The sequence below is a fragment of the Streptomyces sp. CA-146814 genome, from assembly GCF_050942385.1.
GTDB lineage: Bacteria > Actinomycetota > Actinomycetes > Streptomycetales > Streptomycetaceae > Streptomyces.
In genome coordinates this window covers 1434556-1449842 of sequence record NZ_CP192068.1, presented here as the reverse complement: position 1 = coordinate 1449842, position 15287 = coordinate 1434556, and the positions used below count along the sequence as shown (strand labels likewise).

11 protein-coding genes are annotated in these 15287 nt (G+C 71.5%); 7 read left to right on the top strand and 4 right to left on the bottom strand.

Annotated elements, in window-relative coordinates; all coding sequences use genetic code 11:
• The first annotated feature begins 11 nt into the window (after positions 1-11).
• Positions 12-2723: a DNA polymerase I gene (gene polA / locus ACQP09_RS06415; RefSeq protein ID WP_433396644.1), complete on the top strand. Its 2712-nt coding sequence runs from the start codon at positions 12-14 to the stop codon at positions 2721-2723.
• 54 nt (positions 2724-2777) lie between these two features.
• Here polA and ACQP09_RS06410 read toward each other — a convergent pair whose 3' ends face one another.
• Positions 2778-3668 (bottom strand): DUF4184 family protein, encoded by an 891-nt coding sequence (locus ACQP09_RS06410; RefSeq protein WP_433396642.1) that lies wholly within the window; start codon positions 3666-3668, stop codon positions 2778-2780.
• A 201-nt stretch (positions 3669-3869) separates the two neighbouring features.
• On the opposite strand from ACQP09_RS06410, the gene ACQP09_RS06405 reads away from it, so the two are divergent.
• From ACQP09_RS06405 to ACQP09_RS06395, 3 genes are all read left to right on the top strand, one after another.
• The gene (locus ACQP09_RS06405) at positions 3870-5624 is read left to right on the top strand and encodes a lytic transglycosylase domain-containing protein (protein ID WP_433396641.1); all 1755 of its coding nucleotides are present in this window, start codon (positions 3870-3872) and stop codon (positions 5622-5624) included.
• A gap of 160 nt (positions 5625-5784) precedes the next feature.
• The gene (locus ACQP09_RS06400; RefSeq protein ID WP_356748673.1) at positions 5785-5922 is read left to right on the top strand and encodes an SPW_0924 family protein; all 138 of its coding nucleotides are present in this window, start codon (positions 5785-5787) and stop codon (positions 5920-5922) included.
• A gap of 28 nt (positions 5923-5950) precedes the next feature.
• Positions 5951-6916, top strand: coding sequence for a DUF3068 domain-containing protein (locus tag ACQP09_RS06395; protein WP_433396639.1), 966 nt, complete (start codon positions 5951-5953; stop codon positions 6914-6916).
• On the opposite strand, the gene hrpB is transcribed toward ACQP09_RS06395, so the two are convergent.
• Both hrpB and ACQP09_RS06385 read right to left on the bottom strand, forming a co-directional pair.
• The gene (gene hrpB, locus ACQP09_RS06390; RefSeq protein ID WP_433396638.1) at positions 6903-9398 is read right to left on the bottom strand and encodes an ATP-dependent helicase HrpB; all 2496 of its coding nucleotides are present in this window, start codon (positions 9396-9398) and stop codon (positions 6903-6905) included. The genes ACQP09_RS06395 and hrpB overlap by 14 nt on opposite strands.
• Before the next feature lie 89 nt (positions 9399-9487).
• On the bottom strand, positions 9488-10318 hold the full coding sequence (locus tag ACQP09_RS06385; protein WP_433396637.1) for a class I SAM-dependent methyltransferase: 831 nt from the start codon (positions 10316-10318) through the stop codon (positions 9488-9490).
• Positions 10319-10764: 446 nt separating this feature from the next.
• Here ACQP09_RS06385 and rpsA point away from each other — a divergent pair, with 446 nt between their 5' ends.
• A complete protein-coding gene (gene rpsA, locus ACQP09_RS06380) occupies positions 10765-12276 on the top strand; it encodes a 30S ribosomal protein S1 (protein WP_018488074.1) in 1512 nt (503 codons plus the stop codon).
• Between the two features lie 103 nt (positions 12277-12379).
• Here the strand turns inward: rpsA and ACQP09_RS06375 are convergent, their stop codons facing one another.
• The gene (locus ACQP09_RS06375; protein ID WP_433396635.1) at positions 12380-13339 is read right to left on the bottom strand and encodes a right-handed parallel beta-helix repeat-containing protein; all 960 of its coding nucleotides are present in this window, start codon (positions 13337-13339) and stop codon (positions 12380-12382) included.
• A 269-nt stretch (positions 13340-13608) separates the two neighbouring features.
• Here ACQP09_RS06375 and ACQP09_RS06370 point away from each other — a divergent pair, with 269 nt between their 5' ends.
• Complete coding sequence (locus ACQP09_RS06370) at positions 13609-14547, top strand: PAC2 family protein (RefSeq protein WP_432150829.1); 939 nt, start codon at positions 13609-13611, stop codon at positions 14545-14547.
• 69 nt (positions 14548-14616) lie between these two features.
• Positions 14617-15222, top strand: a complete 606-nt coding sequence (gene coaE, locus ACQP09_RS06365) for a dephospho-CoA kinase (protein WP_433396634.1) — start codon at positions 14617-14619, stop codon at positions 15220-15222.
• Positions 15223-15287 lie beyond the last annotated feature (65 nt).

Below are 15287 nucleotides of genomic sequence, written 5' to 3'. Positions count from 1 at the left end.
GGATCGGGGGCGTGGCTGAGACGGCATCGAAGAAGACGGCAGACAACCGACCGCGCCTGCTCCTCATGGACGGGCACTCCCTGGCGTACCGGGCGTTCTTCGCCCTGCCCGCGGAGAATTTCACGACGGCGGTGGGGCAGCCGACGAACGCCGTGTACGGCTTCATGTCGATGCTGGCGAACACCCTGCGTGACGAGGCCCCTACGCACTTCGCGGTGGCGTTCGACGTGTCCCGCAAGACCTGGCGGGCGCAGGAGTTCCCGGAGTACAAGGCGAACCGCTCCAAGACCCCCGACGAGTTCAAGGGCCAGGTCGAGCTGATCGGCGAGCTGCTGGACGCGATGCACGCGGACCGGTTCGCGGTGGACGGCTTCGAGGCGGACGACGTCATCGCGACGCTGGCGACCCAGGCCGAGGCGGCCGGGTTCGAGGTGCTGATCGTCACCGGCGACCGGGACTCCTTCCAGCTGATCACGGAGAACGTGACCGTGCTGTACCCCACGAAGGGGGTCTCCGAGCTGACCCGGTTCACCCCGGAGAAGATCGTCGAGAAGTACGGGCTCACCCCGCAGCAGTATCCGGACTTCGCCGCTCTGCGCGGCGACCCGTCGGACAACCTTCCGAGCATTCCCGGCGTCGGTGAGAAGACGGCCGCGAAGTGGATCAACCAGTTCGGTTCGTTCGCCGAGCTGATGGAGCGGGCCGAGGAGGTCAAGGGCAAAGCCGGGCAGAACCTCCGCGACCACCTGGACGCGGTGAAGATGAACCGGGTGCTGACCGAGATGGTCCGGGATGTGGAGCTGCCGAAGTCCGCGACCGACCTGGAGCGCGCTCCGTACGACCGCTCGGCGGTCACCGGCATTCTGGACATACTGGAGATCCGCAACCCGAGCCTGCGCGAGCGCCTCCTCGCCGTCGACCCGGGTGCGGCGGAGGCCGAGCCGCCCGCGCCCGCCGCCGGAATCGAGCTGGACGGCACGGTCCTCGGCTCGGGCGAGGTCGCCCCGTGGCTGGAGGCGCACGGCGCGCAGCCGCTCGGCGTCATGACCGTCGACACCTGGTCGCTCGGCGCCGGTACGGTCACCGAGGTCGCGCTCGCCGCCGCCGACGGAACCGCCGCCTGGCTGGACCCGACGCAGCTGGAGGAGGCCGACGAGCAGGCGTTCGCCGCCTGGGTGGCGGACCCGCAGCGGCCGAAGGTCCTGCACAACGCGAAGAACGTGATGCGGGTCTTCCCGGAGCACGGCTGGCAGCTCGAAGGCGTCACCATGGACACCGCGCTCGCCGCGTACCTGGTGAAGCCGGGCCGCCGCTCCTTCGCCCTGGACGCGCTGGCCGTGGAGTATCTGGGCCGCGAGCTGGCCCCGGCCGCCGCCTCCGACGGGCAGCTGGCCTTCGGCGCCGACGACCGGGCCGAGCAGGACGCCCTGATGGCGCAGGCCCGCGCCGTGCTGGACCTGGGCGACGCGTTCACGACGCGGCTGAAGGAGGTCAACGCCACCGAGCTGCTCCATGACATGGAGCTGCCGACCTCGATCCTGCTGGCCCGTCTGGAGCGGCACGGCATCGCGGCGGACCGGGCCCATCTGGAATCCATGGAGCAGCAGTTCGCCGGGACCGTGCAGCAGGCGGTGAAGGAGGCGCACGCGGCGGTGGGCCGCGAGTTCAACCTCGGTTCGCCCAAGCAGCTCCAAGAGATCCTCTTCGGCGAGCTGGGCCTGCCGAAGACGAAGAAGACCAAGACCGGATACACGACGGACGCGGACGCGCTGGCCTGGCTGGCCGCGCAGACCGAGCACGAGCTGCCGGTGCTGATGCTGCGCCACCGCGAGCAGGCCAAGCTCCGGGTCACGGTCGAGGGCCTGATCAAGACGATCGCCGCCGACGGCCGCATCCACACCACGTTCAACCAGACGGTCGCGGCGACCGGCCGCCTCTCCTCCACCGACCCCAACCTGCAGAACATCCCGGTCCGCACCGACGAGGGCCGGGCCATCCGCCGCGGGTTCGTCGTCGGTGAGGGCTTCGAGACGCTGATGACGGCGGACTACAGCCAGATCGAGCTGCGGGTGATGGCCCACCTCTCCGAGGACGCCGGTCTCATCGAGGCGTTCACCTCCGGCGAGGACCTCCACACCACGGTCGCCTCGCAGGTCTTCGGCGTGGACAAGGACGCCGTCGACCCGGAGATGCGCCGCAAGATCAAGGCCATGTCGTACGGCCTGGCCTACGGCCTCTCCGCGTTCGGCCTCTCCCAGCAGCTGAACATCGACCCGGCCGAGGCGCGGGTGTTGATGGACACCTACTTCGAGCGGTTCGGCGGCGTACGGGACTACCTCCACCGGGTCGTCGAGGAGGCGCGGGCCACCGGCTACACGGAGACGATCCTCGGCCGCCGCCGCTATCTCCCCGACCTCAACAGCGACAACCGCCAGCGCCGCGAGGCCGCCGAGCGCATGGCGCTCAACGCCCCGATCCAGGGCACCGCGGCGGACATCGTGAAGGTGGCCATGCTCCGGGTGGACAAGGCGCTGCGGGAGGCGGAGCTGACCTCGCGGATGCTGCTCCAGGTCCACGACGAAATCGTGCTGGAGATCGCCAAGGGCGAGCGGAAGCAGGTGGAGGAGATCCTGCGCCGCGAGATGGCGGACGCGGTCGAGCTGCGCGCCCCGCTGGACGTCTCGGTCGGCGTCGGCAAGGACTGGGAGTCGGCGGCGCACTGACCGACGGCGGAGGGCCCGGAACCGGGATGCGGTTCCGGGCCCTCACCCGTCCTGCTACGTCCGGTCGGCGGCGGACTCCTCCGCACGGGACCCGTCCGCCATGGACGGTACGGATACGGCTTCCGGGCTCTCCGCCGGCCGCCCGCGCCCGCGCAGCAGCCGCATCCACACCCCGTACAGCAGCAGTCCGCCCGCCAGCCCCGCGCCCGCGCCGAAGCAGGCGGTCGGGATGATGTCGAGCGGGTTCTCGATGCGCCCGAAGTGAGCGTAGAAGCGCAGGCACCGGTGGAGGATCCCGACCGCCATGCAGCCGCCCAGCAGCCCGAGCGCGCCCCACCGTTCGCCACGGGCGAGCTCCGGCAGCGCCTCCGGCACCGGGGTCACGACCGTGCGCCGCAGCGCGGTGAGCAGGAACCAGCCGAGCACCACCAGTGCCAGGGCCGAACTGCCGTACTGCGCGAACAGGTAGAGCGGGAAGCCGCCGACGCTCCGGTTCAGGAACGGCAGCAACTCCGTGCCCCACCGGCTGTGATGGGTGAACGCGTCCCACACCACATGCGTGGCCGCGCCCAGTGCGGCCGATCCCACGAACACCAGCCAGGCGTGCGGCCCGAACGTCCGCCGGGTCCACCGCTGTCCCCGTACGAGCGTGTGGACGCGACCCCGTACGCGTACCGGAAGGAGCGCCACCAGCGGCTCGCGCAGCGCCGCCCAGACCGCCACCAGCACGGCGGCGATCAGCACGTTCACCGTGACGACACCGAGGAAGGTGTGCGTGAAGTCGCCGAACCTCATGGCCCCGGGGATCAGCGTGTCCGCGAAGTAGGTGACGTCGGGCGCGAACGAACCGGCGACGAGGGCCGAGGGGTACAGCCGCCAGCGGGCGGTCCCGTTCCGGCGGATCGCCGGGAGCACGGCGGCGGCATGGCTGAGGGTGAACGGCATGGCGGCAAGTATGCGCGAACGCCCCGAGCCGTACGTCAGGGCACCCTCCGTTGCCCTCCCGGACCACGCGAGCGCCGGAACGTGGAAAAACAGTAAGAAGCGGTCAGGGTGCGGTGCCCGGGCGCCACGAGGTGCCGTAGGGTCGCTTGAGTCTTGCGCTGGGGAGCGCGATCAGCCTTCGAGGGGGAGGGACCGGAACGTATGGCAGCGCACATGCGCCGACGGCTGCGCAAGGGAGCCACGACCACAGCGGTGGCGGCGGCCGCCGTGGCGGCGCTCGCGGCGTCCCAGGCACCCGCGGCCCCGCTGGCCGAAGGGTCCACGGGCGGCGACCAGCAGACCGCCGGCGGTGAGTCGGGCGGCCCGGACGACGGCGCCGCCACCGGCAACTCGCCGTACTACACCGACCTTCCGCCCCTCGTCACACCCAACCGGCCCGGTTCGTCCAGTAATCTCCCGGCCGCCACCGGCAGCGCGGAAGCGGGCATCCCGGCCTCGGTCCTGGCCGCGTACAAGCAGGCCGAGCGGACCGTCACGACCACCGACCCGGCCTGCCGGCTGCCCTGGCAGCTGCTCGCCGCGATCGGCAAGGTCGAGTCCGGCCAGGCCCGCGGCGGCCAGGTCGACGCGAACGGCACCACCCCGACCCCGATCCTCGGCCCGGCCCTCAACGGCCAGGGCTTCGCGCTCATCAAGGACACCGACGGCGGTGCGTACGACGGCGACGCCGTCCACGACCGCGCGGTCGGCCCGATGCAGTTCATCCCGTCCACCTGGGCCATCTGGGGCCAGGACGCGAACGGCGACGGCCGCAAGGACCCCAACAACATCTACGACGCGGCGCTCGCCGCCGGCCGCTACCTCTGCGCCGGCGGCCGGAACCTCGCCGTCGCCGCCGACCTCGACCGGGCGGTGCTGAGCTACAACCAGTCGACGGAGTACCTGCGTACGGTCCGGTCCTGGTTCGCGTACTACCAGCGCGGTGCGCACGAGGTGCCCGACGGCAGCGGTGTCCTCCCGACCGCGCCCAGCACCCCGGCGCCGAGCCCGACCCTCACCCCCGGCGGGACGACGAGCCCGACGCCCTCCCCGTCCCCGTCCTCACCCGGCGGTACGAAGCCGAGCCCGGGCCCCACGAAGCCCGGCGGCGGCTCCACCAGCCCGACGCCGACGCCGACACCGCCCACCACGCCGCCGAAGCCGACGCCGCCCCCGAAGCCGACCCCGTCCCCGGCCGAGACCTTCGGCTCCCTGGAGAACGCGGGCACCGGCCCCCTCCGCGCCACCGCCGGCGCCACGTTCGAGGAGCGGGTCTCCGTCCGCGCCCGCAACGCCCTCGGCGCCCCGATGGCCCAGCTGCCCGTCACCTTCACCATCACCGGGACCACCGGCACCCTCTTCGACGGCGGCAAGAAGAAGGTCACGGTCATCAGCAAGGCCGACGGCACCGCCACCGCACCCGCGCTCAAGGCGGGCGAGAAGACCGGCGAGTTCAGCGTGACCGCCACCGCCGGCACCACCCGGCCGCGCACCCTGACGTACGCGGCGAGCGTCACCGCCCGCCAGGCCGACAAGATCATCCGGGTCGACGACAAGGCGCTCGTCGCAGCGCCCGGCGAGAAGTTCGCCGACGCCGTCACCGTCAAGGCCACCCACAAGGGCGTCGCCGCCCCCGGAGTGGCCGTCACCGCCACCATGGTCAAGGACAGCCTCGGGCTCATCGACAACGACAAGGGCCCGTACTTCAAGGACGCGGCCGGAAAGCCGCTGCGGACCCTGGAGCTCACCACCGACGCCGACGGCCTGCTCCAGCTCCCGGAGATCTTCGCCGACGAGAACCCGGGCACGTACAAGCTGCGGCTCACCACCGAGGGCGGCGGCTCGGTCGTCATCGAGCTGACCGTCCAGGCGCCGGAGGAGACGGCCCCGGAGGAGACCGAAACCCCCGAAGCCTGACCCGGCCGCTCCCGAAGATCTCACCGCTCCCACCGACAGCCCCCGCGCCCACCCGGCGCGGGGGCTGTCCGCGCTGTTCTCATCTCACGCCACGGTTGCTACGGTGCCCCATCCCTGACGAACCATCAGATCGCCGCCGTACCGTTCCGGGAGGTCGAGCATGCGTGCCCTCGTCGCCGCCGCCATCGGGCTGGCCGCAGCCTTCGCGCTCGTGTTCACCCTCTCCGCCGTCGGCTCACCGCCCGGCGAGACCTCGCCGAAACCCCTGCTCACCACGGTCCCGGGCCCCAAGAGGTAGTACCGCAGAGGGAGAGGTCACCACCACCATGCGCCGCCGAGCCGGTCTCGTACTCCTGGCCTTCGCCGTCTTCTTCGCCGCCCTGTCCCCACTGCTGCGCTGGTACGCCTTTCCCCGCCTGGCCAAGGTGCCGCCGAACCAGTACCAGGAGGTCGTGCTGGAGGCGAAGCCCGCGACCCTTCTCGACTACACGACGCTCAAGGCGAAGGAGGTCGAGAAGGTCACCATCGTCCAGACGCTCAAAGGCAACGTGGAGGAGTCCGAGAAGATCGAACGCAGCGCCGGACGCGACGTCGTCGTCTGGGACGCGCTCTCCTACATCGAGGGCCCCGAGGGCAAGATGGTCTCCGCCATACCCGAGCGCTACATCTTCGACGCCCACACCCAGGACCCGGTCAACGCCACCGGTGAGATGGTCGACGGCGACCCGGTCCGCCGTACCGGCATCGAGTTCAAGTGGCCCTTCCTCACCGAGAAGCGGGACTACGAGTACTTCGACGCCCAGTCCCGTGCCACCGCCCCCATCCACTACAAGGGCACCCGCACCTTCCGTGGCCTGGAGGTCTACTACTTCGAGCAGACCATCCCGTGGACCGAGGTCCCGATGCCGAAGAAGATGCCCATCGAAGGCGTCACCGCCGAGCAGATCGCCCAGACCGGCATCACCCGCTGGTACACCACCAAGCGCATGTTCTGGGTCGAGCCGGTCACCGGAGCCCCGGTCAACGGCGAGGAGATCCACGAGGAGGAGCTGCGGAACGCGAAGAAGATGGGCATGTCCGAGGACACCGTCACCGCGTTCTCCGGCCATGTGAAGATGCGCGAGGACTACATCGTGGACACCGTCGAGCTGGTGAAGTCCCAGCGCGTCCTGGTCCTCCTGCTCACCTCGTACCTGCCGTGGGGCTTCCTCGGCCTCGGCATCGGACTACTGGCGCTCGCGCTGTGGCTGGAGGCGCGGTCGCGACGGCCGGAGGGTGTTACGAGCGCTTGAGACGTGCGGAGGTGTACCGCGTCGCTTGTACGGTTGCGGGGTCCTCCGGCCACGGATGCTTCGGGTAGCGGCCGCGCAGCTCCGCCCGTACGGCCTTGTAGCCGTCCCGCCAGAACGACGCCAGGTCGGCGGTGACGGCGGCGGGCCGGCCGGCGGGGGAGAGGAGGTGGACCAGGACCGGTACGCCGGCCACCCGGGGCGTCTCGCCCAGCCCGAACAACTCCTGGAGCTTCACGGCGAGTACGGGCTGCTCGCCGCCGTATTCGACCCGGATACGGGAGCCGCTCGGCACCTCGATCCGCTCCGGCGCCAGCTCGTCCAGCCGCACCGCCTCACCCGTCGCCCACGGCAGCAGCCGGCGCAGCGCCTGCCCCGCGTCGATCCGGCCCAGGTCCGCGCGCCGCCGGGCCCGCGACAGCTCCGGCTCCAGCCAGCCCCCCGGGTCCGCGAGCAGCGCCTCGTCCGACACGTTCGGCCACGGCGCGCCCACCACCCGGTGCAGGAACGCCAGCCGCAGCCGCATCTGCTCACCGTCCCGGCTCCACCGCAGCAGCCCGAGCCCTTCCCGCGCGAGCCCCTCCACCAAGGCCCCGCGCACCAGCTCCGGATCCGGCTGCTTCAGCGGCCGCACCGCCAGCTCCACCGCCCCCACCCGGTCCACCGACCGGGCCACCACCTCACCGTCGACCCAGCGCACCTCCTCGCCCCGCACCCGCAGCTGCCCGGCGGCCAGCAGCGCGGTCTCCTGGTCGACCACCGCCGCCAGCCGCACCCGGGCCGAGGCCGCGTGGGAGGGCCGGTCCGCGACGGCGACGGCCAGCCAGGGTGCGCTGCGCAGCCGCGAGGTCTCCCGCAGCTCCGCGCCCGTACCCGACACCATCAGGAACGCCCCGTCGCCCCGGGCCCGCGCCACCCGCTCCGGAAAGGCCAGCGCGGCGACGAGCCCGACGACGGCGTCATCGGAGCCGTGTCCGGAAGCCCCGTCCACCTGGGACGACAGCCGCCGCACCTCCTGCTTCCACCGCGCCGCGTACCCGTCCTGGCCCCGGCGGGCCGTCCGCAGCGCCGCCGCCAGATCGTCCCCGTACTCCCTCGGCGGCTCCTCGCTCAGCAGCGCCACCACCTCCGCCGCCCGCCGCGCCCCGGCCTCCCGCGCACCGTCCAGCAACGCCCGCGCCAGCCGGGGATGCAGCCCGAGGCGGGACATCCGTACACCGCGCTCGGTGACCCGGCCGTCCGCGTCCACCGCCCCGATCGCGCCCAGCACCTCACGGGCGGCGGCCATGGCCCCGGCGGGCGGCGGGTCCAGCAGGGCGAGCGAGGAGGCGTCCGGATCGCCCCAGCACAGCGCCTGGAGCGCGAACGCCGCGAGGTCGGCCACCTTGATCTCCGGGGCCGGGAACCGCGCGAGCCGCCCGTCCTCGGCCTGCTCCCAGCACCGGTACACCGCCCCGGCCGCCTCCCGCCCCGCCCGGCCCGCACGCTGCCGACCGGCCGCCTGCGAGGCCCGTACGGTGGTCAGCGCGCTCAGGCCCCGGGCGTGGTCGGTACGGGGTTCCCGGGCCAGGCCCGAGTCGACGACGACCCGCACGCCCGGCACCGTCAGCGACGACTCCGCCACCGAGGTCGCCAGGACCACCCGCCGCCCCTCGGACGCCCCGGCCAGCACCGCGTCCTGCACGGCGGCCGGAGCGCGCCCGTGCACCTGGAGCACCTCCGCGTCCACCCCGGCGAGCTGCCCGGCCACCCGCGCGATCTCCCCGACACCGGGCAGGAAACAGAGCACGTCCCCGTCCCGCTCGGCCAGCGCCCGCCGAACGGTGGCGGCCACATGCGTCAGCAGCGCCGGATCGACGCGCATCCCGTGTGGAGGCTTCACCGGCCGGGCGGGCGGCGCCCAGACGACCTCCACCGGGTACGAGACCCCCTCGGCCTCGACCACCGGCGCATCGCCCAGCAGTCGCGCCCACCCCTCCGCGTCCGTCGTCGCGGAGGCCGCCACCAGCCGCAGAGCGGGCCGGATCGCCTCCCGTACGTCCAGGAGGAAGGCGGCCACCGTGTCCGCGTCCAGGTGGCGCTCATGGCACTCGTCGATGATCACCACGTCGACCCCGGCCAGTTCCTGGTCCCGCTGGAGCCGCTGGAGCAGCACCCCGGTGGTCACGACCTCCACCACGGTGTCCCGCCCCACCACGCGCTCGCCGCGCACGGTGAAGCCGATCCGCCCGCCCGGCTGCTCGCCCAGCAGCCACGCCATCCGCCGCGCCGCCGCCCGTGCGGCGATCCGGCGCGGCTCGGCGACCACGACGCGGCGCACCGGTCCGTCGCCGGTCAGCCCGGCCAGGACCAGCGGCACGAGGGTCGTCTTGCCGGTGCCGGGTGGGGCGCAGAGGACGGCGACGCCACGGTCGTCGAGCGCGCGCCGGAGGGCGGGGACGGCGGTGCGGACGGGGAGGCGGTCCAGGGCTTCGGTGCGGATCACGGTCCCAGTGTCGTACGGGCACTTCCGGTGCGGACGGTCAGTCCCGCCCGCACACGAAGAACCTCAGTGCCGCCCGCACACGAAGAACCTCAGTCCCGCTCGCACACGAAGATCGCCGTGCCCGGGATCAGGTTGCCCCGGAGAGGCGACCAGCCGCCCCACTCCTGGTCGTTCCACTCGGGCCATTCCGGCTCGACGAGGTCGACCAGCCGGAACCCGCCCGCCACCACGTCCCGCACCCGGTCGCCGAGCGTGCGGTGGTGTTCCACGTAGACGGCGTTGCCGGCCTCGTCCTGCTCGACGTAGGGGACGCGGTCGAAGTAGGAGGCGGCGACGGAGAGGCCTTCGGGCCCCGGCTCGTCCGGGAACGCCCAGCGGATCGGGTGCGTCACGGAGAAGACCCAGCGCCCGCCGGGCCGCAGTACCCGGTGCACCTCGCGGAAGACCTGTACGGGTTCGGCGACGAAGGGCACCGCCCCGTACGCGGAACAGGCCAGGTCGAAGGAGGCGTCCCGGAACGGCAGCCGGCCCGCGTCCGCCTCGACCAGCGGCATCCCCTCGCCGATGCGCAGCGCGTGCTGGAGCTGGCGGTGGGAGAGGTCGAGCGCCACCGGCCGGGCGCCCTGTCCGGCCAGCCAGCGCGAGCACTGTGCGGCCCCCGCGCCGATCTCCAGGACATCGAGCCCCTTGAGGGAGGCGGCGGGCCCCAGCAGGCCGGCCTCCGCCTCGTCGAGCCCCTCAGGGCCCCAGACGAAGCGGTCGTCGCCGAGGAAGCCGCCGTGGTCCAGCTGGTACTCGTCGGCGTTCCGGTCCCACCAGCCGCGGCTGGCCCGGCTGCTCTCGGCCTCGTCCGCCGCGCGGCGGGTCGCTTCGGGTTCTGCGGGTTCCTCTGTGTAGGTCCCGTGGATCTCTTGGCTCATCGTGCCCGTCGTTGTAGTTTGCCTTCACTCGCCGCACGCGGTACGGACCAGAGGTGGTACCGGGTGGACACGTGTGTGCGCGACGCCTTGCCGCACTGCCGTATTGTGTACGGGTCGATCGGCCCGAACGCGCCTCGGAGAACAGGAGTTGCTCCGGTACAGAGCCGGTACAGAGCCGGTACGGGGCCGTGGTGCCCCTCGGTTCGCGCCTGCGCGCATTGACCCTGTCCGGCTGCCCCCGTATGCTACAAGTTGCGCTGCGAGCCTGCGCGCCTCAGACCTAGCAGGCCGCGCTCGCGTCTGTTGCATGTCCCCTCGGTTGTCGAGAGCGTCTCTCCGGAAACGGATTGCGTGCTTTCCAGGCTGTCCGGCTTCTGCAGAGGCGATACGGGCTTTCGGCGTAGCAGTACCTACGACTCTCTGTCCGTACCGGAGCCCTTTCCCACATGACGAGCAGCACCGAGACCACCGCCACCACTCCGCAGGTTGCGGTCAACGACATCGGCGACGCGGACGCGTTCCTCGCGGCGATCGACGAGACGATCAAGTACTTCAACGACGGCGACATCGTTGACGGTGTCATCGTCAAGGTTGACCGGGACGAGGTTCTCCTCGACATCGGTTACAAGACCGAAGGTGTCATCCCGAGCCGTGAGCTCTCGATCAAGCACGACGTCGACCCGAACGAGGTCGTCAAGGTCGGCGACGAGATCGAGGCCCTGGTTCTCCAGAAGGAGGACAAGGAAGGCCGCCTGATCCTCTCGAAGAAGCGCGCTCAGTACGAGCGTGCCTGGGGCACCATCGAGAAGATCAAGGAAGAGGACGGCATCGTCACCGGTACCGTCATCGAGGTCGTCAAGGGTGGTCTCATCCTCGACATCGGCCTCCGCGGCTTCCTCCCGGCGTCGCTCGTCGAGATGCGTCGTGTCCGCGACCTCCAGCCCTACGTGGGCAAGGAGCTCGAGGCGAAGATCATCGAGCTGGACAAGAACCGCAACAACGTGGTCCTGTCCCGCCGTGCCTGGCTCGAGCAGACCCAGTCCGAGGTGCGCCAGACGTTCCTCACCACCCTCCAGAAGGGTCAGGTCCGCTCCGGCGTCGTCTCCTCGATCGTCAACTTCGGTGCCTTCGTGGACCTGGGTGGCGTCGACGGTCTCGTGCACGTCTCCGAGCTCTCCTGGAAGCACATCGACCACCCCTCCGAGGTTGTCGAGGTCGGCCAGGAAGTCACCGTCGAGGTCCTCGACGTCGACATGGACCGCGAGCGCGTCTCCCTGTCGCTCAAGGCGACGCAGGAAGACCCGTGGCAGCAGTTCGCCCGGACGCACCAGATCGGTCAGGTCGTCCCGGGTAAGGTCACCAAGCTCGTTCCGTTCGGTGCGTTCGTCCGCGTCGACGAGGGCATCGAGGGTCTGGTCCACATCTCCGAGCTGGCCGAGCGCCACGTGGAGATCCCGGAGCAGGTCGTCCAGGTCAACGACGAGATCTTCGTCAAGGTCATCGACATCGACCTCGAGCGCCGCCGCATCAGCCTCTCGCTGAAGCAGGCCAACGAGTCCTTCGGTGGCGACCCGGCCTCGGTCGAGTTCGACCCGACCCTGTACGGCATGGCCGCGTCCTACGACGACCAGGGCAACTACATCTACCCCGAGGGCTTCGACCCCGAGACCAACGACTGGCTCGAGGGCTTCGAGTCGCAGCGTGAGGTCTGGGAGACGCAGTACGCCGAGGCGCAGCAGCGCTTCGAGCAGCACCAGGCCCAGGTCATCAAGTCCCGCGAGGCCGACGAGGCCGCCGCTGCCGAGGGTGCTGCCGCCCCGGCCGGCGCCGCTCCGGCCGCCTCGGGTGGCTCCGGTGGCGGTTCGTACTCCTCGGAGTCGGCGGACAACTCCGGCGCCCTGGCGTCGGACGAGGCCCTCGCTGCCCTGCGCGAGAAGCTGGCGGGCGGCCAGAGCTGACGCTCCGGATCCCGACGGCTCATCGGCTGCGGTAAAGCTGTAGAGCGGTAAGTGTGAGGCCCGTTCCCTTCGGGGGGCGGGCCTCACTCGCGTAAGGAGACGTCTACGGGGTGACGGTGATGTTGGTCAGGCCCTTGCCGCCGGTGACGGTGTTGCTCGCGTGGACCGTGGTGCGGCAGGTGGCGCTGTTGTTGGTGACGTTGATGGCCAGCTGCCGGTCGCCGGTGGCGCCGGTCAGGTTCGAGGTGTTGTCGCGGAAGACGGTGCCGCAGCCCCAGCCGCTCCGCTGGGTGTGGGTCTCGTAGCCGTTGTTGGTGGTACGGGAGCCCCGGTTGCCCTCCACCAGGACGTTGTTGCCCTTCACGTCGACCCAGGAGTCGTCGTAGTTGGCCCCGGTGAGCCCGTTGCCGTCGAAGGTGTTGCCGATGATGCGGGCGCCGGTGGTGCCTTCCTTGATGTCGACGTTCTCGCCGCGGACATCCGGCCCGATCGTGTTGTTCAGGATCTGTGCGTTGTCGCTCCGGTCGGAGAGGTCGTTCGCCGTCCCGACGTACACGCCCTCGCCCATGCCGCGCCCGTTCTGCCCGATGTCGTAGATGCGGGAGTTCTTCAGTACGCCGTCGCGCGAGGACTTGCGGAAGTGGACGCCCTCCATGTCGAGGTCGTGGACGGTCACCGAGTCGATGACGACGCCGTTCGCCGCGTCGGCCATGATCCCTTTCTGCCCGCCCTTGATCGTGACCCCGTGGACCGTCCAGTACGAGGCGCCGTTCAGGTGCAGCCCGTAGCCGCCGCCCGCTGTCAGGACGGCTCTGCTGGAGCCGGTGAGGATGATCCGGGCGCCGGAGGTGCCGGGCCGGGTGGCCTTGAAGTTGCCGGTGTACGTGCCGTCGGCGAGCCGGATCGTGTCGCCGGGGGAGACGGTGGTGAGCGCCGACTTCAGCTGGGCCGCCGTGGACACGTCGATGACGGCCGCGTGCGCGGGCCCGGCACCGGTCAGGAGCAGCCCACCGGTGGCGAGGACGGCGGCGAGCAGGGCGGTGAGGGGAGTGCGGGGGCGCATGGGGGAGGCCTTCCCGTCGGAGGGGGGTCCAGGGGCGTCCCGTACATTCCTGCACATTCCTGTACGTGAATGGAGGCCGCATCTCTGAACGTGTCGCCCAGTGACGGTAGGGACGGCGATCGGGCCCGTCAAGGTCTGGACCAATAACTTCCCGGCCCCGACCGGCAACTGACGCGCCGTGAAGCTCCGTTGCCGGAAAGTGCGGTCGCGGGGAATGCTCATGCGGCCGGCCGTGTTCTTCCCAGGGAACACGAGGAGGAGCGGTAACCGTGCCTGATCCGCAGAGTCTGTACGAATGGGAGCCGAAGGGCCTGGCCGTCGTCGACATGGCGCTGGCCCAGGAGTCGGCCGGCCTGGTCATGCTCTACCACTTCGACGGATACATCGACGCGGGCGAGACCGGCCAGCAGATCGTCGAGGGCCTGCTCGAAACGCTGCCCCACCAGGTCGTGGCCCGCTTCGACCACGACCGGCTCGTCGACTACCGCGCCCGCCGGCCCCTGCTGACCTTCCGGCGCGACCGCTGGACCTCCTTCGAGGCCCCGACCCTGGAGGTCCGGGTCGTCCAGGACGCCACCGGAGCGCCCTTCCTGCTGCTGTCGGGCCCGGAGCCGGACGTGGAGTGGGAGCGGTTCGCCGCCGCCGTCGAGGAGATCGTCGAGCGCCTCGGCGTCCGCCTCACGGTCAACTTCCACGGCATCCCGATGGGTGTCCCGCACACGCGGCCCGTCGGCATCACGCCGCACGGCAACCGCACCGACCTGATGCCGGGCCACCGCAGCCCCTTCGACGAGGCGCAGGTCCCGGGTTCGGCGGAGTCCCTCGTCGAGTACCGGCTGATGGAGTCCGGCCACGACGTCCTCGGAGTCGCCACCCACGTCCCGCACTACGTGGCCCGCTCCGCCTACCCGGACGCGGCCCTGACCGCGCTGGAGGCCATCACCGCCGCGACCGGCCTGGTCCTGCCCGCCCTCGCGCACTCCCTGCGCACCGAGGCGCACCGCACACAGACCGAGATCGACCGGCAGATCGGCCAGGGCGACGAGGAGCTGGTCTCGCTCGTCGAAGGCCTTGAGCACCAGTACGACGCGGTCGCCGGCTCCGAGACCCGCGGCAACCTGGTCGCCGAACCGGTCGACCTGCCGTCCGCCGACGAGATCGGCCGCGAGTTCGAGCGCTTCCTCGCGGAGCGGGAGGGCGACGGCTGAGCTGCCGGGCCGCCTGCGACCGGGAGGGCGGCGGTCGGGCGTCCCGGCGGGGCCCGTAGGCTGCGGCCCATGCTGAAAGTGGGCCTGACCGGCGGGATCGGCGCCGGCAAGAGCGAAGTGTCACGGCGACTCGTCGCGTACGGTGCCGTCCTGATCGACTCCGACCGGATCTCGCGCGAGGTCGTCGAGCCCGGCACCCCCGGGCTCGCGGCCGTGGTCGAGGAGTTCGGGCCGGACATCCTGGCGGCCGACGGCACGCTGGACCGCCCGGCGCTCGGCCGCATCGTCTTCGCCGACCCGGACCGCCGCGCGGCGCTCAACGCGATCGTCCACCCGCTGGTCGGCGCCCGCTCCGCCGAGCTGGAGCGGGAGGCGGGTGCGGACGCCGTCGTCATCCACGACGTACCGCTGCTGGCCGAGAACGGCCTCGCACCCTTCTACGACCTGGTCGTCGTCGTGGACGCCTCGCCCGACACCCAGCTGGACCGGCTGGTGAACGTACGCGGAATGACCGAGTCCGACGCCCGCGCCCGGATGGCCGCCCAGGCGACCCGCGAGGAACGCCTCGCCGTCGCCGATCTGACCGTGGACAACGACGGGCCGCTGGAGGCGCTGGAGCCGCAGGTCCGCGGAGTGTGGGAGGAGCTGCTCCGCAGGGCCGCCGCCACGCGCTGATCGCCGTACCGGAATACCCGCTCCCGGGTGGACGTTGGAAACCCGGGAGCGAAGGGAAGGATGCG